General features: G+C 45.8%; 22 protein-coding genes. 7 read left to right on the top strand and 15 right to left on the bottom strand.

Annotated features, from left to right (window positions below; genetic code table 11):
* Window positions 1-184: 184 nt before the first annotated feature.
* Together ACOMG9_RS04865 and ACOMG9_RS04860 are read left to right on the top strand one after the other, a co-directional pair.
* On the top strand, window positions 185-1168 hold the full coding sequence (locus ACOMG9_RS04865; RefSeq protein ID WP_448216006.1) for a transposase: 984 nt from the start codon (window positions 185-187) through the stop codon (window positions 1166-1168).
* Between the two features lie 449 nt (window positions 1169-1617).
* Entirely contained in the window at window positions 1618-2436 is an 819-nt protein-coding gene (locus ACOMG9_RS04860; protein WP_448216005.1) for an ISL3 family transposase, read from the top strand.
* Between the two features lie 109 nt (window positions 2437-2545).
* Here ACOMG9_RS04860 and ACOMG9_RS04855 read toward each other — a convergent pair whose 3' ends face one another.
* Window positions 2546-3568 (bottom strand): hypothetical protein, encoded by a 1023-nt coding sequence (locus ACOMG9_RS04855; protein WP_448216004.1) that lies wholly within the window; start codon window positions 3566-3568, stop codon window positions 2546-2548.
* A 472-nt stretch (window positions 3569-4040) separates the two neighbouring features.
* On the opposite strand from ACOMG9_RS04855, the gene ACOMG9_RS04850 reads away from it, so the two are divergent.
* The 3 genes from ACOMG9_RS04850 (at window position 4041) to ACOMG9_RS04840 (ending at window position 6793) form a co-directional block, all read left to right on the top strand.
* Complete coding sequence (locus ACOMG9_RS04850) at window positions 4041-5897, top strand: hypothetical protein (RefSeq protein ID WP_448216003.1); 1857 nt, start codon at window positions 4041-4043, stop codon at window positions 5895-5897.
* Between the two features lie 256 nt (window positions 5898-6153).
* A complete protein-coding gene (locus ACOMG9_RS04845) occupies window positions 6154-6387 on the top strand; it encodes a FitA-like ribbon-helix-helix domain-containing protein (RefSeq protein WP_448216002.1) in 234 nt (77 codons plus the stop codon).
* Entirely contained in the window at window positions 6374-6793 is a 420-nt protein-coding gene (locus tag ACOMG9_RS04840; protein WP_448216001.1) for a type II toxin-antitoxin system VapC family toxin, read from the top strand. The genes ACOMG9_RS04845 and ACOMG9_RS04840 overlap by 14 nt, the downstream gene beginning before the upstream one ends.
* Window positions 6794-7009: 216 nt before the next feature.
* On the opposite strand, the gene ACOMG9_RS04835 is transcribed toward ACOMG9_RS04840, so the two are convergent.
* The 11 genes from ACOMG9_RS04835 to moaD form a co-directional block, all read right to left on the bottom strand.
* Window positions 7010-7282: a CopG family antitoxin gene (locus tag ACOMG9_RS04835; protein WP_317143018.1), complete on the bottom strand. Its 273-nt coding sequence runs from the start codon at window positions 7280-7282 to the stop codon at window positions 7010-7012.
* Window positions 7279-7557: a BrnT family toxin gene (locus ACOMG9_RS04830; RefSeq protein WP_448216000.1), complete on the bottom strand. Its 279-nt coding sequence runs from the start codon at window positions 7555-7557 to the stop codon at window positions 7279-7281. Before ACOMG9_RS04830 ends, ACOMG9_RS04835 begins: the two co-directional genes overlap by 4 nt.
* 274 nt (window positions 7558-7831) lie before the next feature.
* Window positions 7832-8158 carry a type II toxin-antitoxin system HicB family antitoxin gene (locus ACOMG9_RS04825; RefSeq protein WP_422137239.1) on the bottom strand — a complete coding sequence of 109 codons (327 nt, stop codon included), beginning with the start codon at window positions 8156-8158 and terminating at the stop codon, window positions 7832-7834.
* Window positions 8159-9684: 1526 nt separating this feature from the next.
* Window positions 9685-11106: an O-antigen ligase family protein gene (locus ACOMG9_RS04820; protein ID WP_494529875.1), complete on the bottom strand. Its 1422-nt coding sequence runs from the start codon at window positions 11104-11106 to the stop codon at window positions 9685-9687.
* Window positions 11107-11177: 71 nt separating this feature from the next.
* Window positions 11178-11606 carry a pilin gene (locus tag ACOMG9_RS04815; protein WP_494529874.1) on the bottom strand — a complete coding sequence of 143 codons (429 nt, stop codon included), beginning with the start codon at window positions 11604-11606 and terminating at the stop codon, window positions 11178-11180.
* Between the two features lie 621 nt (window positions 11607-12227).
* Window positions 12228-12674, bottom strand: coding sequence for a DUF29 domain-containing protein (locus tag ACOMG9_RS04810; protein ID WP_494529873.1), 447 nt, complete (start codon window positions 12672-12674; stop codon window positions 12228-12230).
* 64 nt (window positions 12675-12738) lie between these two features.
* Window positions 12739-13812, bottom strand: coding sequence for a molybdenum ABC transporter ATP-binding protein (modC, locus tag ACOMG9_RS04805; RefSeq protein ID WP_494529872.1), 1074 nt, complete (start codon window positions 13810-13812; stop codon window positions 12739-12741).
* Window positions 13812-14486: a molybdate ABC transporter permease subunit gene (modB, locus tag ACOMG9_RS04800; RefSeq protein WP_494529871.1), complete on the bottom strand. Its 675-nt coding sequence runs from the start codon at window positions 14484-14486 to the stop codon at window positions 13812-13814. Before modB ends, modC begins: the two co-directional genes overlap by 1 nt.
* Entirely contained in the window at window positions 14486-15235 is a 750-nt protein-coding gene (modA, locus tag ACOMG9_RS04795) for a molybdate ABC transporter substrate-binding protein (protein ID WP_494529870.1), read from the bottom strand. The genes modB and modA overlap by 1 nt, the downstream gene beginning before the upstream one ends.
* A complete protein-coding gene (gene moaE, locus ACOMG9_RS04790) occupies window positions 15232-15687 on the bottom strand; it encodes a molybdopterin synthase catalytic subunit MoaE (protein WP_422132548.1) in 456 nt (151 codons plus the stop codon). Before moaE ends, modA begins: the two co-directional genes overlap by 4 nt.
* Window positions 15688-15689: 2 nt before the next feature.
* On the bottom strand, window positions 15690-15935 hold the full coding sequence (gene moaD, locus ACOMG9_RS04785) for a molybdopterin converting factor subunit 1 (protein WP_422132547.1): 246 nt from the start codon (window positions 15933-15935) through the stop codon (window positions 15690-15692).
* A gap of 80 nt (window positions 15936-16015) precedes the next feature.
* Between moaD and ACOMG9_RS04780 the strand changes: the two genes are divergently transcribed.
* On the top strand, window positions 16016-16579 hold the full coding sequence (locus ACOMG9_RS04780; RefSeq protein ID WP_448215968.1) for an MYG1 family protein: 564 nt from the start codon (window positions 16016-16018) through the stop codon (window positions 16577-16579).
* Between the two features lie 43 nt (window positions 16580-16622).
* On the opposite strand, the gene moaC is transcribed toward ACOMG9_RS04780, so the two are convergent.
* From moaC to mobA, 3 genes are read right to left on the bottom strand one after another with little or no spacing between them, the layout of a single operon-like run.
* Window positions 16623-17099, bottom strand: coding sequence for a cyclic pyranopterin monophosphate synthase MoaC (gene moaC, locus ACOMG9_RS04775; protein WP_448218610.1), 477 nt, complete (start codon window positions 17097-17099; stop codon window positions 16623-16625).
* Window positions 17096-17647, bottom strand: a complete 552-nt coding sequence (gene moaB / locus ACOMG9_RS04770) for a molybdenum cofactor biosynthesis protein B (protein ID WP_494529869.1) — start codon at window positions 17645-17647, stop codon at window positions 17096-17098. Before moaB ends, moaC begins: the two co-directional genes overlap by 4 nt.
* Window positions 17644-18228: a molybdenum cofactor guanylyltransferase gene (gene mobA, locus ACOMG9_RS04765; RefSeq protein WP_494529868.1), complete on the bottom strand. Its 585-nt coding sequence runs from the start codon at window positions 18226-18228 to the stop codon at window positions 17644-17646. Before mobA ends, moaB begins: the two co-directional genes overlap by 4 nt.
* A 337-nt stretch (window positions 18229-18565) precedes the next feature.
* Between mobA and ACOMG9_RS04760 the strand changes: the two genes are divergently transcribed.
* Window positions 18566-21775: a hypothetical protein gene (locus ACOMG9_RS04760; protein ID WP_494529867.1), complete on the top strand. Its 3210-nt coding sequence runs from the start codon at window positions 18566-18568 to the stop codon at window positions 21773-21775.
* Window positions 21776-21807: the final 32 nt, after the last annotated feature.

Below are 21807 nucleotides of genomic sequence, written 5' to 3'. Positions count from 1 at the left end.
CCATATATTTGACAGAACAAAAAGGACATCCAAAGAGAGAGAGGAAGGCACCACAACAAAAAGGACACAACAAGAGGAAAAACAAAAAAAAACAAAAAGGACATCCATATATTTGACCAATCGACTGGTTAAGCTATTTTTCTCATGTTTACGATTTTTACCCACCATAGCAATAGGAGATCTCATGACTCAAGCCCGCAGCAACCTGATTGATTCAGGTTCGACACCCTATTACCACTGTGTGTCTCGGTGCGTCCGCAGGGCTTACTTGTGTGGTGAGGATCATCTGACCGGGAATAGTTTTGAGCATCGCAGGCAGTGGGTGGTCGACCGTCTGCGTACATTGACCTCTGTCTTTGCTATCGAAGTCTGTGCTTATGCTGTGATGTCTAATCACTATCACCTGGTACTACACATCAACATCAATGAGTCTGACAAGTGGAATCGAGATGAAATACTGCGGCGATGGACTACCCTTTTCACAGGTCCATTATTGATCCAACGCCATTTGAGCAATGCAAAGCTCAGCAGCTCGGAGCTCAGCCGTATCGATGAATATGTGGCTGAGTATCGTAGCCGTTTGAAAAGTATCAGCTGGTTTATGCGTTGCTTGAACGAACATCTTGCCCGTGAAGCCAACAGGGAAGATGGTTGTAAGGGCCGATTCTGGGAAGGACGTTTTAAAAGTCAGGCGTTACTGGATGAAGCCGCTTTACTGACCTGTATGGCTTATGTTGACCTTAACCCTATCAGGGCAAAACTTGCCTCAACACCAGAGCAATCCGACTATACCTCTATCCAAAAACGCATTGAAAAAACTACCGAAGCAACAGATAGCAGGCAGCCGTTCATGTTGAAGCCTTTTCAGAACCAGGAGCAAGACCCGAATAAAACATTGCCATACATTCTTCATGATTATCTGGAGCTGGTAGACTGGAGTGGAAGAGCGGTCAGAAAAGATAAGAAAGGTTCTATAGCGGAAAGCTCACCTCCTATCTTGGCAAGACTAGAAATAGATGGTGACGAATGGCTAAAAACCATGAGCAGAAACAATCGATTTTATCGTGCAGTCGGACGACTGAAGGCCATGAAGGCATATGCGATCAGTACAGGTCAACGTTGGCTTCAGGGGTTATATTGTTGTGGCCAGTTATTTCAGCCTGGTTGATTCATCTTTTGCCTTATACGCCACATTCTTACCGAATAGATTTGGTGAGATGGGATTCTGCATATTTTATAAACCTAATAAGTTGTATTTCCTTGTTTTATCGAGTTTAGGGTCATCCCAAGTTTGATCCGATCAGGTATTTTTTATGCGTGACGGGCTATGTATTGGCTTCTGGTCAAGAAATTTTATGGGTGTCTTATTTTCCTTCTATGGTGTCCTATTTTCTATTTCTATGGGTGTCCTAATTTCTCTTGGTTAAGAAATTTTGTGAGCGTCTTAATTTCTTTTAATTTCTTCCTTCTTGGGTGTCCTAATTTCCTAATTGGCTATGTATTGGCTTCTGGTCAAGAAATTTTATGGGTGTCTTATTTTTCTTTTTCCTTCCTTATGTGGGTGTCCTAATTTCTCGCTATTATTTTCCTTCTCTTTCTATGGGTGTCCTATTTTCCATGCGTTTTCCATTCCACCATTCTATGGGTGTCCTATTTTCCATTAATGAAGTGGCTTACCAGGTCGGACATAAATACCTGACAGTGGTTTATCAGATTGATCGCAGTTGCACCCGGCTATTATGGGTTGGTCAGGATCGTACTGAAGCCACAACTAGAAACTTTTTCTTCTTTTTTGGCCCTGAGCGTAGTCAGCAACTGAGGTATGTCTGCTCTGACATGTGGAAGCCCTATGTAAAGGCGATCGCCGAGTTTGCCAATCAGGCGCTGCATATTCTGGATCGATTTCACATTGTGGCCATGCTGAACAAGGCCATCGATGAGGTCAGGGCATCAGAACACAAACAGCTTCAGGCTGATGGCTATGAGCCTGTTTTGAAAAAGACCCGTTGGTGTCTGCTGAAACGGAAGGAAAACCTGACCGAGAAAGAAGAGATCAAGTTAAATACAGTGCTTCAGTATAATCTCAAAAGTGTCAGGGGCTATCTGCTCAGAGAGGAGTTTCAAGTGTTCTGGGGTTACATATCACCACACTGGGCAGGAAAGTATCTGGACCGGTGGTGTACAAGAGTCATGCGGTCAAAGATAGAGCCGATGAAGAAAGTAGCTAAAACTGTTCGGCGGCACAGGCCACTGATCCTGAATTGGTTCAGGGCAAAAAAAGCATTTTCCAGCGGAATTGTGGAAGGTCTGAACACCAAGATAAAACTCACTACGAGAAAATCGTATGGTTTCAGAACCTATAGATGTGCAGAAATCGCTTTATATCATGCACTGGGCAACCTGCCCGAACCAGAAATGCCACACAGATTTTGCTGACGAGGCAGAAAAAGAAATAATGCCAATCAGGACTTCCAGTTCATCTTTAACACAGGGCAGCAAAATCATCAAGACATTTTGTGAGCATCCAAATTCCCTCAGTTTCTCTTTATATTTTCCCCCTATAGACTTCAAGAGTAATCTTATCTTCTTTTTTAACTCCCAAATATCTCCTTGAAGATGAGAACATTCTAAAATATGGTCGGTCATCCGAATTTTTTAAAGCTGAAAACAATGTAGGCACAAACTTCTGGCCAAATATAGATTTAGAACAGGCTTTATTATTTGATGTTTTTATAACTCTACCGAATGACGATTTTATTTTTTCAAATTCCTTGTAGATTCTTTGCATTTTTTTAGCGGATGAAGGGGAAGATTTTTTTTCGCACTGAAATAAACTCAAATCACAATCTTCTTTAAATTCTTTTGCTTGATTGTTTATCATTGAAGAGTCACCAGTAATCCATTGTTCAAGAGTGAATGCTCCAGAAACTGACTGTAGTAAGTGAAATTTTTCAGCTCCCCTAACAATAACAAAATCATGAATACTTTCCTCTTCGCTATCATCCGAAACTTTAAGCTTATGAAAAAACACGTAATCATGCTTTGGGTCATTATTGAGGTAGTTCTTATATCCATCCTGATCATCAGGTGAAAAAATAGTAGATTCTGAATAGCTTTTCAGATCGAAGTTTTTTTGAAGAACTAAAGACGTTACGCTGCTTATCGTTTCTTCTTCCAGTTCACCCAAACTCAATTCTAATGCTAATGAAAATGTGTCGCTTTTTTTTGCAAGAACCCTGTCAGGCATATATTTTTTGTCGACACCCAGTACTCTTAAAACATCGGATAACAGTCTACTATCTCGCTCACTATAAAGTGAAACAGGCCTTGAAAAAGCACAGGCTGTCTCATCTGAAGTACTTTGAAAAAACGGTGACTTTTCCTGTAGTTCGATTGATTGCCCTGCATAGGTTGCTGAGGGCAAATTGAGACAATGCGGAGAACTTTCATTATATACAGTAACTTCTTTACCCATAATGAAACCAGTGGGTAATTTCCCTCTTCGGGCGCGCTTGGGTGGTGGTGAGTTTGAAAAAACTGTGTCGGAATTTTTATTTATGCCATCCATGTCGGTTATCTCCCTGATAAGTATTTTTCCTCGATTAGCAAGAGCTTACAAAATTACTCCTAATAACTTAGAGGCGTTTTTAGCATAAAAGTTCATAGCAAGCTGTTAAGTGCAACTAACAAAGTTTCTGTCTTTCAGTAAGGGCAGGACGGTTTTACACATTGACACCTTGTTTCCAGACTCCACAGACTGACGTAGAACTCTGGCCCCTTGCTTTTAAACCCTCTGGGTCACAACGTGGGAGTCCATACGTTATCTCAAGTTACGAAGCTCGGCTTTCGAGGGGGGTGATGTGTTTCCAAACAGGTTGCAAGTACAAGTCGGAAATTTTTTGGATGCCCTGATTTCTTTGGGAACAAGTAAAAAATTTTATGGGTCTCTCTCACACTAATCTATCCTTCTTATCTGTAAACCAGAAGGCAAGGGTAGAATTATTAAACACTCACTCTTTGCAACACTGCTGTTACTGTCGTTGTCTGTCATCTGTCTAGCGAAACCGCTAACAAGGCGTTTTATTATTGAACTTGAACAGAATGCAGATTTTCCAAACCAGAACTTTTCTATAAAGATTGACCAAGGCACATTGTCGGGCAGCCTGCCAGACATTGCCGACATAAATGGCTGCGCAGAAGCGGATTTACCGCCTGATAACAAACGACACAAACCTGACAGTTATAGGGTAAAAACGACCCTCGTTGAGTCGATTTCCTGGCAATGGCTTTACACCACAAACCTGCTGGTTACCTACGAACTGCTCCTGACCAGTAGAGATATCTCTCTATGTTTAAAGCCTTATTTATGGATACCTGTAGAAGCATTTATAACCGTCGGCCTGCTTTTAAAAAGCAATTGGAACCCGGATTCATTGCTGTTTAACCCGATTGAACAACATGAAACGAATCAAAGTCACCTGCTTGCGATAACCGCTGCGATGCCTGGCTCTGAACATGAACAACAAGGCCGACCATCAGAATCATCCGGCCAGCAGGGCCTACGTACCGACAGCTACCCTAAAGACTATTTCATCAATCTACTGTATTCTGACTCTGGCGAGAATAACGGATTCCCTCAACAACACTCGCACACTTTGGGTCTAAATTGTTTCATTTTTCCCTGCAGTGACGTTTGTCAATTCCGACAATCTTCCGATGCGTCCTACAACGCAACCCCAGATTCTAGAGAAAGTTCAACAGACCACAAAGAAGCAAGACCCGGACAAATATCATGCCCCCATCTGGCTGATACAAACGGCCCTTCCAGACAAGCAACCTGCAACGTGATAGTGTTCGGGAAGGATGGCCAGCTGCGACAATGCGGGAAGGTCTACAAGAATAAACGAGCACTAAAGTCTCATAAAAGCAGATTCCATAGCGGCCAAAAGACCTGTGATTTGATGGTGATTACAGAGGATAAAGAGTCGCAGCCATGCGGAAAGGTCTTCCAGAATGCCAGAGGCCTGGAAAATCACAAAAGCATTGTCCACAGCGGGCAAAAAACCTGTGCTGTAACCATAATCGGGAAAGGTGGCCAGCCGCAGCCATGTGGAATAATCTGCAGCAATGCTCGATCTTTGACGGTGCATAAAAGTCGATACCACACCGCTCAGAAAACCTGTTCCATAACCTATATCGGGGAGGACGGAAATCAGCGGCCATGCGGGAAGGTCTGCAAGAATGCTATAGCCCTGACGGAACACAAAAGCAAATTCCACAGCGGGCGAAAAACCTGTAACGTATCGGTGGCTGGAAAGAACGGCCAGCCAGTGCCGTGCGGGAAGGTCTGCCAGAATGCTATAGCCCTGTCGAATCACAAAGGCAGCTATCACAGCAGGCAACAAACCTGTATGAAAAACGTGATCGGGGATGATGGCCAGCTGCGGCAGTGCGGGACAATCTGCAGAAATGTTCCAACTCTGTCGTATCACATAAGAAGAGAGCACTGCGGGCTACAAACCTGTAAAGTAAACATGGTTGGGGAAGATGGTCAGAAACGGCATTGCGGGAAAGTCTGCAAGAACCCTGATGCCTTGTCGAATCACAAAAGAAGAGATCACAGCGGGCAAAAAATCTGTGATAAAACCATAATCGAAGATAATGGCCAGCTGCTACCATGCGCGAAGGTCTGCAATAATGCTAAAGCCCTGTCGGATCACAAAACCAAATACCACGCCGGGCAACAAATCTGTGACGTGGCCGTGATCGGACATGATGGCCAACCGCAGCCGTGCAGGAAGGTCTTCAAAAATTCAAAAAACCTCTTGAATCACAAAAGAATACATCGAAAACGCAAGCCTTTTGATGTGGATCGGGACACTTATCCTATTCCATGAACTGACACCCGCCCTTGCATAAGGAAAACTCAGAAACACGCTTTTTTCTTCAACTCGTTCCCAGGCTCTGAGGCTCTGGCAAAACCTTTAAGTCAGAAATTTTGTGGGTGTCCTGTTCTTTCTTGCCCCCGGATTCATGGGAGAAATTTATGGGTGTCTCAGATTGCTCGTTCTTGATTACTTTTTTACCTTTATTATCGTCCATCTCTGATATCAATGCTATCATTTACGAATTGAATACATCTGGATGACTCTAATGGCTAACCTGATAGTGCGCAATATTGATGAGGAAATAGTTGATGCCCTCAAAGCTCGGGCAGGAAAACACGGGAGAAGTGCAGAAGCTGAGCATCGAAGAATTCTGGAAGCAGCTCTCCTTCATCCCAAGAAAAAAAGCTTCACTGAAGCACTGAAAAACATTCCAGATGTCGGCTCAGATACGGACTTCGAACGTATCAATGATAACGGTGATCGTGATGTATTTAATTGATACCAATGTCATCAGTGAATTAAGAAAAAGAAACAGTGCAAATCAGGGCGTTCAGCTTTTTTTCAACACAGCACAAAAAAAATCATTAAAGCTCTACCTTAGTGTTATCTCCATAGGTGAGCTCCGTAGAGGCGTTGAAAAAATCCGTCATCGAAATGACTCCATTCAGGCAAAGCAGTTAGAGCTATGGCTAAATCATCTGGTAGATGATTATCGAGATCATATTCTTGACTTTGGTAGCACCGAAGCACAGATTTGGGGAAAACTCAGAGTACCCCGCCATGAAAACGCAATTGACAAACAAATTGCAGCAACAGCCCTTGTTTATGGCCTGACAGTAGTCACAAGAAACACCCCGGATTTTGTGGATACAGGGGTTAATTTGTTCAATCCATTTCTGGATTGAACAAAGAGATTATGTCGATGAGGCATAGCAGTCATTGCCAGAAATATTATGGGTTACCTATTTCTCCCTTGAGGAAATTTCGTGGGCGTCGCATTTCTTGCCTTTCTTCGATTCAAAGACACCCGTATATAAATATGGGTGTCTTTGATTACTTTGGTTAGAGATAAATATGGGTGTCCCAGATTATCTGTGGATGTCTCATTTATTGGTTTCTTGTCAGACATCCCGCAAAGCCCCTGACAAATACTTATGAATAATACTGGACACCAGTGTCTGGTATGGAATCCCTTCCCGCTGGGCCCGTGACTTAATCGCCATCAGGTCATGTTGGGAAATGCGGATATTAATACGCTTATCCTTTTTAAACGTCTCACTGGCCATGGCTTCCAGCGTCGTCTTGCGCTCAGGGGTCATCACAGACTCATACTCACCCTGTTCAAGGGCATTGAGCAACGTTTGCTCCTCGTTATCCAATGTTGTTTTTTTCATGATCGTTCTCCCAAATAGTCACGGGTAAATTTGCGGCTGGGAATCAGTGTTTTCAAAAAGATCTCCTGCTCACTTTCCACGTAGGGCACCAGCCAGACGTAACCCTGTACATTCACCACAAAGATCCGCTGATGCGGATACGCTTGCGGATTAGGATGGACGATGTCATCCAGCAGGCCACCATTCTCTATGTGGAAAATGACTTCCTCGAAAGACTGATCCCGTTCGCGGATCAGCTGCTGATTCTTCTGAGGGTTCCAGTTAAAGCGTTTCATCAGAGAAGTATAGCGAATGTGTGCCTTTTGTCATCAAATAAAGCAGGCAATAGTGATTCAATAGTTCGGCTTTCTGGGGGATTCAAGGATGGGAGATTCAAGGACACCCATATATAAATGTGGGTGTCTTAGATTACCTTTGTCATCAAATAAAGCAGGCAACAGAGATTCAATAGTTCGACTTTCAGGGGGATTCAATGGGTATTCAAGTATTCAAGGACACCCATATATGAATGTGGGTGTCCTAAATTACTCTCCCAGTTTATTTTTTTACTCAGTGCAATCTACTGGCTATATAACGATTCAAGCTTACACCTGATTCGGCTGCCTGAATAACTAACAAACGATGCGTTTCTGGAGTAATTCTTAACAATACTTTCCCGCTATAGTCTCTGGTTGAAAAAGGTTGCGGTATCTCTTCATTTGCATTTTTCATTTCATCTACGGTTTCCAGAACTAAATTCTGGATTCCTGATAAAGCACCTACTTGCGTTTCTTCAAGCCAGCTCAAGCCAGGAAATTCAGCACATAAGCCAACATATTCCTGATCCTCTTCAGACCAGGTTACCCGGTATGTATAACGATCAATTTTCCTATCCATTTTTATCACCCTCTATGCGTTCGATCGCCTGTAACACCTGCCTTACCTGGTAAGGTTTAGCTTTGCCCTTGTTATTTTGAATATTCACTCTTGGGTCACCAACCCAAGGTGTTTTATACACCTTATGACTTGATCCTGACTGCCTTGGTGCACCAAAGTATGATTCACAGACTTTGCAAAGGTCTCTGAACCTCACGCCTTTGGGATTACTTCTCATCTGACTGAGAATTTCAGTGATATTAGTCATACAAGGATAGTAGCATTATTGATACTATATTCAAACTGTTAAACACTCCATAGACATGAATAGACCCTTTGGGTCCTGGTGTGGGTGCCCATATTTTTTCTCAAGTTAGTGAGTTCGGCTTTTGAGGGGAGGGGTATGTATTTCCAAACAGCGTGCGGCTACGAGTCAGAAATTTTGTGGATGTCTTAGATTACTCGTTCTCTATGTGGAAAATGACTTCCTCGAAAGACTGATCCCGTTCGCGGATCAGCTGCTGATTCTTCTGAGGGTTCCAGTTAAAGCGTTTCATCAGAGAAGTATAGCGAATGTGTGCCTTTTGTCATCAAATAAAGCAGGCAATAGTGATTCAATAGTTCGACTTTCTGGGGGATTCAAGGATGGGGGATTCAAAGACACCCATATATAAATGTGGGTGTCTTAAATTACTCGCTGTATATAAATGTGGATGCCCCCGGATTCATGGGAGAAATTTATGGGTGTTTTAGATTACTCCCAGATTATTTTTTCCTATCCAGAGAAACCCACATATAAATATGGGTGTCCTAGTTTATTCGACTTTCTGGGGGATTCAAGGATGGGGGATTCAAAGACACCCATATATAAATGTGGGTGTCTTAAATTATTTGGGTGTCCCAGATTATTCTACCCAGATTATTTTTCCCAGATTATTGTGGGTGTCCTAGATTATTGTTTCTGGGGGATTCAAGGATGGGGGATTCAAAGGGATTCAAAGACACCCATATATAAATGTGGATGCCCCCGGATTCATGGGAGAAATTTATGGGTGTCTTAGATTACTCCTTTTTTTCCTATCCAGAGAAACCCACATATAAATGTGGGTGTCCTAGTTTATTTAGAAACCCACAAATAAATATGGGTGTCCCAGATTATTATAAATATGGGTGTCCCAGATTACTCCCTGTATATAAATGTGGATGCCCCCGGATTCATGGGAGAAATTTATGGGTGTCCTAGATTACTCCCTCTCCCAGATTATTTTTTCCTATCCAGAGAAACCCACATATAAATGTGGGTGTCTTAAATTACTCGCTCCCACCCATATATAAATGTGGGTGTCTTAAATTACTCGCTCCCATTTTGAGAAACCCACAAATAAATGTGGGTGTCTCCCAGATTATTTCTTGGGTGTCCTAGATTATCTTCCAAAGACACCCATATATAAATGTGGGTGTCTTAAATTATTTGGGTGTCCCAGATTACCACAAATAAATGTGGGTGTCCTAGTTTATTTTCCAGATTATTCTATGGGTGTCCCAGATTATTTATGAAAAGCTCCATTTTTCCAAAATCTTGGCGCATTCGGCTGATCGTACAACGCAGTAGGATAATTACCATCAAAATACTCCCAATAAAAAATGGCAAAATAAGCTATTGAAAACAAAATCAATACACTAAAGAGTATATTTACAAGCCAATTCGGAGCATTTTTTTTACTCTCACGATCTTTGAAATGCACATTCATACAATACCCCACTACCAAAACCATAAGCATCTGACTCATTGGAGTAGTAAAGACCCCGCTGACCTGTGCATGAATACCCGCACTTAACAAAGCAGTAAAGAGAGAGATTTGAATTAATTGCTGCTGATCTGACAGCACTCCTGAATGGATTCTATACTGCAACCCTCGTAAGTAACTTACCCCACCCCAAACTGTGAGAATGATTAAACAAATGGCAGCAGGAATACCCCACTCAGAGGCCCACTGAAGAATGATATTATGCGGCGAACCAGGACCTGCTCCCACCAAAGTAATAAAGTGTTGCGGACCTATCCCAAAAAAAGGGTTCTCTTGGATGGACTGAAGAGTTATCTTCCATAGTTCAACTCTCCCTGAAGAGGTTGAGTTTTCAAGAATAAATCGATCAAAATCCAATCCAGCAGTATTCCCTATCATTAATGGAACCAGTTGGATGAGAAAAATGTAAGCGAATAAGCCTAAAGTGAAAGACTTCAAATGGATAAAAGCTAGTACCTTTGAACGCTTTGGAAATAAAGTAAAAGTTACTGAGATCGCTACTAATAACGATAATGCAATTCCTCGACCTTCTGTCAGAGCTAAAAAGAAGTACATTAACACTAAAGGCAGCCAACTTAATCTCTTCAGCAGATTATAATTTCCTGAATAAGTAAGAGGAAGAAGTGCGATCAGAGGTATCAACCAGTTTTGAGTATGATTAAAGATTCTTGGATTTGCAAAATCGTATATTGTTGAAGGCCACGCCTCCGGAGGAAACTGGAGGTATAAGGCATATTGAAATATATATCCAAATGCATATAGAAGAATACCTCCACCACATAAGTAGAGAAAAAGTATCCAGCACTCTTCTTCCATTTCAACCATATAAATTACAGATATAGAAATTAGCAAGAGCGAGTATAAACCTAACTCTTGCAGACCCTTATATAAGAACTCTGAGTTTAATGTAGATATAGTACCCAGAGCAGCTACTAAAAAAATTAGCAATGTAGAACAGCTATTGAACGCCAGAATAGGCGATTTACTCCTTAAAAAAACAAAAAAACCATACAAAATCAAAAGAGATAAAGCCACTCTTTTTAGATTAAAAGGATATTCTGTAGAAAATGTATTTAATAGGCCTGACCAAAGAAAAATAAAAGCCACGCCATAGAGAAGAGTGATATAATCGAGTTTCTGAAAAAAAGATTTTGAATTCATCTAGTAAAACAACAACCATGCAAAAGCAAAAAGGCTTCTTGTGTTCAACCAAGAAACCTTTTCGTATAGAGTTATGCGCTGAAATCTGGATTTCCAACCAATGTTGGGTTAGCTTCCAAGTCGTTAGCTCCACCATCACCAGTACAAGCATTGCACTCGATTGTCCAGTTTGTGCCACCTGCATCTGGAGTCATAGTGTAAGTTTGAGCAGCAAAAGCTCCACCTGGTGTTACAGTGATTACACCATCTGTGATAGTAGTCACTACACCATCAACTGCTGGAATACCCTCAGCACCAGCATCACACCGTGCAATAGCGTTTGTCTGTAAGCAGAGTGCTACGGCTGTTCTATATGGACCAGCTTCAGAAATTGATGCAGTAACCGTTGCATTACGAGTGTAATCCTGATACTGCGGAATAGCCACAGCCGCCAAAATCCCAATAATCGCCACAACGATCATCAATTCAATCAGCGTAAAACCACTTTGTTGTTTTTTCATTATTCTTAGCCCCCTGAGGACATACATTTTTATTATTCATTATTTAAGCCACTAGGGTACGCAAGCACCCGCCAAAAACGACACACGGCCACCCTGGCTTGCTCAGTCTACCCACTGCACCCGACAGTGACGCTTCCATAAATACTCTTTCATCCAGTCCATTGTCTGATGGGCAGAATACGATGAAAAAATAACCACTCATGGCTGTAATGTCTTCCTGACTGCTCGCTGAGAGCTTTTTGATGCAAAACTTTCTGTCCTGAGACCCTGTGCGAAAGTGGTACATCAACCTTATCCAACTGCAGAGACCGCACACAGATAAGGGAACATCCTTAGAGCATTACGATATATTCCAGAAAGAAAAAAGCAACCTTTTTCTGGTGTATTTGTGTTGTTTTGGTCAACTTTCTCAGCTTGACAAAAAACACGGTTTCTGACGTTTAGTTGCCTGACAAAAAACAGCCCCTGCGCCACACAGGATTCTGGCAAAAAGAAGGTTTTGCTGAAGATGTCAGAATGGCTCGTTCTAACGACTCATTACCAGATTCATCATGGGACTGATCGATGTCACTTAAATGCTGATTGTCGATCATTCACCCCCAAATCCTGTTAAAAGGGAGGCTATTGTAGAAAGTCTGCTGGCCAGAAATCAGCACTCATAGCTTGGTCGTAAGTCCAGGGACAAGTCGAAGGAAAGGTTTCAAGAGTCAACCCTGTCTCTTTGGTCGCCTCAATCAGTGCATACCGGTAGGCTCTTTCCATGGCTGCCGGGATTCTGGGTTTAAGGCTGGGGTTATCGTTAATGTGATCCAAGAGTTCTGCCCTTTGGCCTATAATCATATACCGCCAGCTATTGGATTGCAGACCCGGTTGATATTGCCACTTCAGCAAATGCATCAAGAGAATCTTCAAACGACTGACTAGCTCTCGATGCAGGTTTTTCCCCATAGCTTCTATTTCCAGTGCAATATTCTTGATATCGGCTTCATCCAAATTCCCGGACCTGAGCAAATCAAGCTGTTGATTGACCCACCCGTAAAAGTCAGAGTCGTAAAGTGGCTCGCCCATCAGGTATCCCTCCTGCCAAAGTGGCTATTATAGTCATGCATTCTGAATTTAGTGCGTCTTAACCTCAAACCACCTCCAACCCCGAAGCCTTAAAGTGAGCAAACACCTTCATGCCAATTTTCAGTGCCAAGCGATCCACCGACTTTCGTGTCACCAGGGCCATTAATGTCTGCTCACCCAGACTTAATGTGATTAACTGGTGCCAGTCGTCTCTTGTTTGTATTGAATCAATCACCACCGGCAAACGATTCAAAACACTGGTGTCGCAAAAATCTTCCAGGACAATACTTACTTCATGGGCAGGAACAATCATTCGCACTTTGCCCCCTAACGCCAAACCTGACTCGTGAACATGCAGCGTATGGCCTTCCGCACTCAGAACGGTAAGCCCATAGTCTTTATCATGATCAACCACTTCTGCTTCCAGCATGGATAACAGCGGCTCATGCTGATCATCTACGGCTAATGCGCTGTTTAACAGAGTCTGACTCTGATCTTTGCCGGTCACAGTGCCCCGGTGCAGTAATAACACCTTGTCTGTCAGGCGAGCCACCTCTTCTCTTGAATGACTGACCATGATGATGGGGATATTAAAATCCCGGTGAATACTTCTTAAGCAGGGCAATATCGTTGCCTTGGAATCCCAATCCAGAGAGGCCAGAGGCTCATCCATTAACAGCACCTGTGGCGCATTCAACAAAGTACGGGCAATGGCTACACGCTGTTTTTCTCCGCCGGACAAGGTTTCAACGCCGCGACTTAACAAGTGACCAATGCCTGATTGCTCGACGACTGCTGCAAAGGTTAATCCCTGTCGATCAGTGTTTGAGCGCTTCATGGAAAACTGCAGGTTACCCAGAACGCTTAAGTGTGGAAATAAACGGGCTTCCTGAAAGATGAAACCTATCCCACGTTGTTCCGGGGGTACAAAAATACCCTGTTCGCTGTCCATCCAGACCTGTTCATTAAACTGAATCCGACCCAGCACCTGTTTTTCCAGACCGGCAATGGCTCTGAGCAGAGAGGTTTTGCCACAGCCCGAAGCACCCATGATGCCCCAGACTGCATTCAGCTTCAGGGAGCTATTGATGGAAAGATCAAATCGATCCCGGGGCAGTTGAATATCCAGTTTCAACATCAATGATTACTCACTCCAGACACCTGTCGCTTGTCAATGCTATAGAGGGCTACCAACATCACAAGAGCAAAGGTTAACAAACCCGCTGCCATAGCGTGAGCCTGATCCAGCTGCTGGGTTTCCACCGCATCGTATAAAGCAATGGACAATACCTGGGTTTCGCCGGGAATATTGCCGCCAATCATCAGCACCACACCAAACTCGCCCACAGTATGAGCAAACCCCATACAGGCAGCCAGCAAAAGTGCTCTGAGGGAATTAGGCAGAACCACATTCATAAACCGGTCAAGCCGACTGGCACCCAGCATTGAGGCGGCTTCAAGCAGACCACAATCCAGCTGCTCAAACGCTCTTTGCAGAGGTTGTACGACAAATGGCAACGAATACAGTACAGAAGCAACCACCAGCCCTGAAAAACTGAATGCAAGGGTAGAACCGGTCAGATCAACCCACCACTGGCCCAGAATATTGTCTGGCGAGAAGGCGATTAACAGATAAAAACCGAGTACCGTCGGCGGAAGCACCAGTGGCAAACCCACAAAAGCTTCTATCAATGGCCGAAAACGACTTTTCATATTGGCCAGTTTCCAGGCCAGAGGGACACCCACCAGCATTAATAGCAGCGTCGTCGTCAGAGCCAGTTTAATAGTCAGCCAGATGGCTGTGGTCAGCATTATTTCGCCCTATCCTTGATGGCTGGAAAATAGCCATGCTCCGCAATATATTTCTGGGACGAGACAGACAACACAAACGCCGAAAACGCCTGAGCTGTCTTTTTATGCTCTGTCCTTTTCAGTATCACCATATCCTGACGAACGGGATCATAAAGCCTGTCCGGCACATAGGTGATTTGCTTCAGCTCTTCACCCGTCAGCTGAGATAAGGCAACCAGTCCCATATCAACATTACCGCTGGCAACAAACTGCCAGGTCTGCTGAATGTTAGCGCCCTGAACCAGCCGCCCCTGATAACTCTGCCATAACCCCAATTTTTCCAGAGATTGTTTTGCCGCCAGTCCGTAGGGAGCGGTTGCGGGGTTGGCAATAGCCAGTCTTCCCTGCCAGTCTTTGAGCTGCTCAATGGAAGAGGGGTTTTTATGTTCTGTTCGATGCCACAGAACCAGACGTCCATAGGCGTATGTTCTGCGGCTGTCTGGCAGCACCCTGCCATTGCTTTCCAGCTTCAGGGGTCGGGCTTGATCGGCTGAGAAAAAAAGATCAAAAGGAGCACCGTGCATAATCTGGTGATAGAGCACGCCGGTCGACGCTGAAGAGATACTGACCCTGTGGCCGGTCTGACGCATAAACTGTTCAGCCAGATGTTCCAGCACAGGTTTAAAATTGGCCGATACCGCCACTCGAAGATTGGCGGCGGTTGCGCCTATGCTCAACAACAGTGTCAGCATACCCAGCCAATACTTCACAAGGATTCCTGTCCCCAGCGTTTGGCTGCCTGTTCATCGGACTCTCTGGCATCGACCCAGCGATCACCTTCTGGCGTGGTTTCCTTTTTCCAGAAAGGAGCACGGGTTTTCAGGTAGTCCATAACAAACTCACAGATCTCAAAGGCTGCTTTGCGGTGGGCACTGGCCACACCGACAAAAACAATTCTGTCGCCCGGCTGAAGCTGTCCGACCCGGTGAATTACTTTAATGGCTTGCAGTGGCCAACGTTCTGCGGCTTCATCAATAATTTCCTGGAGCGCCTTCTCGGTCATACCCGGATAATGTTCCAGGTACAGCCCTCCCACATCATCCCCGAGGTTTTCATCCCGCACCAGTCCGGTGAAAGTCACCAGCGCCCCGGTACCGGTGTTGCCACTGAGCTGATCCTGTTCATAGCCCGGATCAAAGTCGTCTTTCTGTATCGAGATCATGATCACCCTCCGGTGACGGGGGGAAAGAAAGCAATTTCGTCGCCTTCTTTTATTTCAAAATCCTTACGGGTCATGGTCTGGTTCAAAGCCACCAGGGTGCGTGAGTCATTGACGACTTCCTGCCAGTCTTGCCCCTTTGCAGAGAGCAGACTTCGGAGTGCAGAAAGATTCTCTGGAATCTCTGCCAGCTCCAGTCTGTCTGTACCCAGCTTTTCCCGGTAGCTGGCAAAAAAAAGAACCTTAATCACCGGATTTACTCTCCTCTGGAAAAAGTCTGCTACTTTGAGAGTTCTACTCAATAACGTTCTACTAAAACAAGGCTGTATCTATGTCACCCATCGAAGCCAGACTCGACATACTGGAAATACAACATAAAAACCTGGACGCCGACGTGCATAGCCTCGCAAAGGTCTGTGCAGAAATCAAAAATATCGCCCTGACCAATCAGAGTGATATCACCGGATTAAAGCTTGATGTCGCAGACGTTATCAACGACATTGCTGATGTTAAAAATGATGTTGGGTCGGTTAAGGAACATGTCAATGCCTTAACCGCTGCAACTCATGCCGGCTTTATGAGAACCGACAAACGCTTTGATGAGATGGACGCCAGATTCACCGAGCGTATGGATCAAACGGATAAAACAATTAATCAAATGAACACTGAGCTCAATGAACGTATGGATCATATGGACTCAAAATTCACCAAGCGCATGGACCAGATGGACTCAAAATTCACAAAACGCATGGACCAGATGGACTCAAAATTCACCGAACGCATGGACCAGATGGATTCAAAGTTCGCCGAACGCATGGAGCAGATGGATGCCAAGTTCACTGAACGCTTTGAACAACTGGAATTATTAATCCGGCAACGACAACCCGTTAACTAAAACCCGCAAAACCAGTGGCAGCTTCCTATGTTGCCACAGCCATCTACCCTGCTTTGTAGTGGCCGCCCTTGCCACCGCTTTTCTCAAGCACCCGCACACCTTCAATGCACATATCCTTATCCACCGCCTTGCACATGTCGTAGATTGTCAAAGCCGCCATTGAAGCTGCTGCCAGTGCTTCCATTTCAACACCGGTTTTACCGCTCAGGCGACAGCAGGTCTCAATACGTATGCGGTTTTGCTCTGGCTCAAGTTCAAATTCTACGCCAATGAAGTTAAGCATTAACGGATGACACAGAGGGATCAGGTTGCCACACTGTTTGGCAGCCTGAATACCGGCAATGCGTGCTACCGCCAGAACATCGCCTTTCTTGAGACCATTGTCGGCTACCAGTGCCAGCGTTTCCGGCTTCATCACCACGAAACCTTCTGCTCTGGCTTCACGCCGGGTGACATTTTTGTCACCCACGTCCACCATGCTGGCCTTGCCCTCGTCGTTGGTATGGGTGAGCGACATCAGCCTTCAACCTTTTTGAGTTGCTCGACAAAGTTGCAGGGGCGGTGACGACGGTCCAACTGCTCTCTGATAATACCTTCCCAGGCAGTCTTGCAGGCGTTGTTAGAACCCGGCATCACAAAAATGATGGTGCTATTGGCCAGGCCGGCAACGGTTCTCGACTGAATGGTGGAGGTGCCCACCTGCTCATAGGAGAGTTGCCGGAACAGCTCGCCATAACCGTCTATTTCTTTGTCAAAAATGGGGAGTAAGGCTTCCGGTGTACTGTCACGGCCCGAAAAACCTGTGCCGCCGGTCACCAGAACGACCTGAACATGGTCTGAGGCGATCCAGCGGGATACGACTTCACGAATCTTGTAGATATCGTCTTTGACAATGGCTTTGTCAGCCAATTTATGACCGGTGGCAGTCAGATGATCCACCAACAGTTGGCCGGAGGTATCTGTTTCCTCTGTGCGGGTATCAGAAACAGTCAGAACCGCAATATTCAGGGGTACTAATTCAGTTGCTTGCTTATGAGCCATCATGTCTCCGTTAATACCGTTAATCATTTCTCAAGCTTTTCCCCGCTCATGGCTTTCAGGGCACGATGCCACTCATCGGGGGTGTTGGTGTTCTGGAAATACGCTGCCATTGGGGCAGGAAGCGGGACAGCCACACCCGGCAGACGATCAAACAGCCGTCCAAGTGAATAGTCTTGGTGATCCTGACTGCTCAGCGCACTATTGACGGCACTTCGTAGCTGGCTGTCGACAGGCAGGATAAGTGGCAGGGAAAAGGTTTCAAAGATAACCGCCCTGCCCAGCTCAGCTGCAGATAATACCAGCTTCCTGCAGGCTTCCGGTGGCAATAGAGGCATATCCACTGGTACCACTAAAAGGTTCACATCATCGGGTAGAGTGTCAATGGCCGCATGAACACCGCCAAGAGGTCCCCGGCCAGGTATTTTATCCACCAGCGCCCTGCTGCCAAACTGGTCACCACTGAGCAGTACTTTATCGATACCCGACTCATGCAGCAGATTTTGCATATGTTGAAACAGGGGAATGTTCTGCCAGAGCAGACGAGCCTTGTCCTGCCCCATCCGGGAAGACTGGCCACCCGCCAGCACCAGTCCGATAGTTTGGGTCATATTCGGGCACCCTGACCATAAAACGTTTTGCCAGATGAACGGGTTGAGGATTCTACCAGTCTGTCCTGTAGAGGTTAAGGCTAAAAAGTTGCATAAGTACCTAACCAGTTGGTTTCGCATATTCTGGACGGCGGCTTTTTCCATCCTTCTGCGTTCCAACTCTGGTTGCGTAGCTATGGCTACGCGCCCGTCGTTGCGCCTTGAAGGATGAAAAAATCCACTCGCCAGAATATGCGAAACCAAATGGCCAGGTACTTAGCCGAAACCAGTAACCAAAAATGACTGGTCGTTTAAATCTGCTCTTTACCGAACCGATTCCGTGCCGCTAATTAAATTGATGGATTCCATCCTGCAGACTCCCGGGAGCGAAAAAAGTCTTTCCCGGTCAATCAGGGAAGCATCAGAGACTGACATGCCCAGCATAGAAGAACACATAAGCCATCATCTGGGGCTCATCGACCAGGCTACTCAGGAAGGGCGGGCCTGTCGTGTCGCTATGGACAGGGATGGCCGACCAGTTGTAGAGACCTCCCCAAAAGAGTTTCTGAAGCAAGGCCCCTGGAAACTGTTACACCGGAGAAACAGAGAGGCTGAAAGAACGCTCAGGGAAATGATCATCGACGTTATTCGCAAGCCTGAGACTAGCTTATCTCTGCGAAAACAGGTCTTCGAAGGCGCCAAAGCCGGTCGATACGTCTTTTTTTCGGAAAGGGAAGCCAAAGTAATAGAAGAAAACGCAGCACTGATGTTACGCCCTGACCGAAAAAAAGAACCCGTTACCAGCAAACCTCTGCCAAAAAGAAAAGTCAAACTGGTGGATGCCATGAACTTCAAAGGACGGATCAGAGAGGTGTCCGGCAACCCGAAGAGGCACCGGTTTCCCGATGCCATGAAATGCAGTGGCCCTGCCAGAGAGGTTAAAAAAAGGACACCTCCGGAAATCCCTGCTATTCCCTTTACGCCACCGACCATTATTGTTACTCCACCCGCTGAAGAGGCCCAACAGCCCGGTGAATCAACATCGATAGACTTCGAAGCAACGCCTGTGCTTCAGCAGCCGTCAGAAACCACAGACTCTTCGCCCATCAACGGCGGCATCCCCTACATACCGACACCGGTGGAAGTGCCGGAAGACCCGCCTGAGGCCCCGGTTTCCCCAATATCAAGACCTATCACTCTGGTCCCAATGGATTCGCTTGAACGCCCGGTGATTTTTCCGAAAGTGCCCCGGCTTATGCTCGAAGAGGCTCGAAAAGAGCTGGAGACAAAGCTGCCTGCAATCAATCTTGCCGACGCAGATCAGTTTCTTTGGTTGTACTACACCTGTGTGTTTCTCGAAGAACACACATCCGACGACTCGGATGAATTAAAAGCGCAGCTGGAGCAAAGCTTTGCCGCTGCCGGTCTGTCTAATCAATACAGAAAACGGCAAACCGAACAAATGTGGCAGGCGGTTCGCATGCTGAAAGCCGACTTGTCGCCCGAAGCGTTCACTGAATGCACGGATGAGATCAGTCAAATCAGCAGCCCCATGCGTTTCAGCCTTACCCAACACCTGGTCAGGGATATCAATCAACTCGGTTTTCGAAAACTGCCCTACCCCAACGGCGATCCGGCTAAAAAAATCGATGCCTTTCAGCTGGAGTTTCTCGAGCAGGTTAAAGATACCGACGAATTAATGGAAGAGCTGGGCTTTGAAATCGAAGATCCCGATGAAAGTGACCACCCCCTGGAAGCCAGGGCAAAGCTGGTGGATGTCAGGGCACAGCTAGAGAACGAATTATTAACCTACAGCACCGAGCATGAGTCCTTTGCTCAGTTGGTTGACCAGCTGGAAGAGGTTGATCCTGCTGAAATCAGAAAGAAAATCGAAGATGAAATAACACTCACCGGGGAAGAATTACAGGCCATTATCGCAGCCAAAAAGCAGAAACTGGAAATAGCGCAGCGGCTGGGAAAAAAGTGGGGAGACTCCCTGCTGCTGGACGGACGTAACTGGCCAGACAGCTATTCCAGGCAAACGTTATCGAAACTTTATGATCTTGCCAGTCTGGACAGCCCGGCCATTAATGCCAGTCTTACTGGCTGGATTCTGGATAAACATCAGCAGGCGGAATACCATCCACAAGTTATCATTGATGGTTCCGGCATCCATGGACTGCTGGCGGCCTTGACGCAGGTTGAAGCAGGTGCTGATGTCACCCTGTTATTGAACCCGGAACCCGTCTTTGCTGCCAACGAGACGGTCCGGCTCGACCCGCAATGGATGGAAGCATTACGTTTTCATCTCGGTGCACAGTTTGACCTGCTGTTTACAAGCCTGCCAGACCCTGAACAACATTCTCCACAAAACACTGACAGCAGCTCAGGTCTGCTGCACCCGGACGGTTTTGGAGAAATTTCAGCGGGCACCCTGCATCAGGCTCTCTGGAACCAGGTCCTTGAGATGGCCGAGCCTGATGCGTCGCCCCTTAAAATGGTCGCCAATGCCCGGGTCGTCGATATTGAAGCGCCTGATCAGCAAAATACAAAACATCTTGTTCATCTGGAACATCAGAGCGAACAGGGCAGCCACAGGAACAAAGTCCCTGTGGACCTCCTGATCAATGCCCGGGCAGAGCCTGACGCGCCCAGCGCCGAATATCTGGCAACAGAAACCGTCGATGATAAAGCCCATAAGGCCGGGACTGACGGGCAAGCCAGGCCGCCAAAGCGTTTAGCCTGTCGGTGTGCATTTTCATTGCCCCTGGCTTCCGCTCTCAATGAAACTGCCCTAAGGAGCCCTTTCTACACGACGGTCACCGACTCGTCATTCAGCCGGTCTTTGGCCAAAAACATGCAGGAGAGACTGGGTCATATGGCGCCTGTCCTTCCCGGTATCAGAGAAAACATGCTCAACAGAATCCAGCTCAACCTGATCGAAAGGAAGGAAGATTTCGACAACAACAGCCAATATACAATCACTGGCGAATTGGAAAAGCTCTGCCTCTCACTTAAGAATGAACCGGTACCGTTGAAAATCTTTCACACTGAAAACCGGCACGTCATCCAGATTGACATGGAGCTACCTGCCCAACTGTGCCAGTTTCTTGAAATTGCCGATGCCTACCTGCAACACAATGACGCAACTACCCAAGAGGCAGCAGCCATTCGTCAGCAGATTCTGGCGGCCTGGTTTGAAACGGTGGTGCATACAGAATTGCCTGAACGGGGCATCCAACCGGAACACCTGAGACTGGATTCCCTGTCTACTTTTGCACCGGAAAAGACAGCTCTTGATCCCGCCGTTGAGACCCTTGAGGCTGATAACAGCATGCTCACCATAACGGCCATTGGCCCTGCAGCCGTCAAAAACCCAATGTCTCCCGAAGCTAACCAGACCTCGGCCAGAGAACATATCTTCCAGTGTCAGGCGTTGACTGAAAAACTGTCGGAGCACTACAGCCCGGAGGGTCATCTTAAGGACGCTGAAAACCTGCTGGAAGACGCAGAAGATATGGCACAAAAGTACTTATTACTGCAAAAATTCGTTTTTGAAGACGATTAATCCTGCAAGAACTTCATCCTTTATTAGACTTT

The sequence above is a fragment of the Endozoicomonas sp. PH6C genome (genome assembly GCF_059322965.1).
The sequence above is the reverse complement of the archived record's forward strand: the minus strand, read 5'-3'. Positions and strand labels throughout refer to the sequence as shown.

Excerpts from the sequence above, each read along its gene's own strand:
- ACOMG9_RS04810 (WP_494529873.1), bottom strand. The coding sequence starts at position 12,674 with ATGGGCGAGCCACTTTACGACTCTGACTTTTACGGGTGGGTCAATCAA.
- ACOMG9_RS04845 (WP_448216002.1), top strand. The coding sequence starts at position 6,154 with ATGGCTAACCTGATAGTGCGCAATATTGATGAGGAAATAGTTGATGCC.
- moaB (WP_494529869.1), bottom strand. The coding sequence starts at position 17,647 with ATGATTAACGGTATTAACGGAGACATGATGGCTCATAAGCAAGCAACT.
- ACOMG9_RS04865 (WP_448216006.1), top strand. The coding sequence starts at position 185 with ATGACTCAAGCCCGCAGCAACCTGATTGATTCAGGTTCGACACCCTAT.
- mobA (WP_494529868.1), bottom strand. The coding sequence starts at position 18,228 with ATGACCCAAACTATCGGACTGGTGCTGGCGGGTGGCCAGTCTTCCCGG.
- ACOMG9_RS04840 (WP_448216001.1), top strand. The coding sequence starts at position 6,374 with ATGTATTTAATTGATACCAATGTCATCAGTGAATTAAGAAAAAGAAAC.
- ACOMG9_RS04825 (WP_422137239.1), bottom strand. The coding sequence starts at position 8,158 with ATGGATAGGAAAATTGATCGTTATACATACCGGGTAACCTGGTCTGAA.
- ACOMG9_RS04815 (WP_494529874.1), bottom strand. The coding sequence starts at position 11,606 with ATGAAAAAACAACAAAGTGGTTTTACGCTGATTGAATTGATGATCGTT.
- ACOMG9_RS04830 (WP_448216000.1), bottom strand. The coding sequence starts at position 7,557 with ATGAAACGCTTTAACTGGAACCCTCAGAAGAATCAGCAGCTGATCCGC.
- ACOMG9_RS04860 (WP_448216005.1), top strand. The coding sequence starts at position 1,618 with ATGCGTTTTCCATTCCACCATTCTATGGGTGTCCTATTTTCCATTAAT.
- ACOMG9_RS04780 (WP_448215968.1), top strand. The coding sequence starts at position 16,016 with ATGTCACCCATCGAAGCCAGACTCGACATACTGGAAATACAACATAAA.
- ACOMG9_RS04835 (WP_317143018.1), bottom strand. The coding sequence starts at position 7,282 with ATGAAAAAAACAACATTGGATAACGAGGAGCAAACGTTGCTCAATGCC.
- ACOMG9_RS04820 (WP_494529875.1), bottom strand. The coding sequence starts at position 11,106 with ATGAATTCAAAATCTTTTTTTCAGAAACTCGATTATATCACTCTTCTC.
- modB (WP_494529871.1), bottom strand. The coding sequence starts at position 14,486 with ATGCTGACCACAGCCATCTGGCTGACTATTAAACTGGCTCTGACGACG.
- ACOMG9_RS04855 (WP_448216004.1), bottom strand. The coding sequence starts at position 3,568 with ATGGATGGCATAAATAAAAATTCCGACACAGTTTTTTCAAACTCACCA.
- moaE (WP_422132548.1), bottom strand. The coding sequence starts at position 15,687 with ATGATCTCGATACAGAAAGACGACTTTGATCCGGGCTATGAACAGGAT.
- ACOMG9_RS04760 (WP_494529867.1), top strand. The coding sequence starts at position 18,566 with ATGGATTCCATCCTGCAGACTCCCGGGAGCGAAAAAAGTCTTTCCCGG.
- modC (WP_494529872.1), bottom strand. The coding sequence starts at position 13,812 with ATGTTGAAACTGGATATTCAACTGCCCCGGGATCGATTTGATCTTTCC.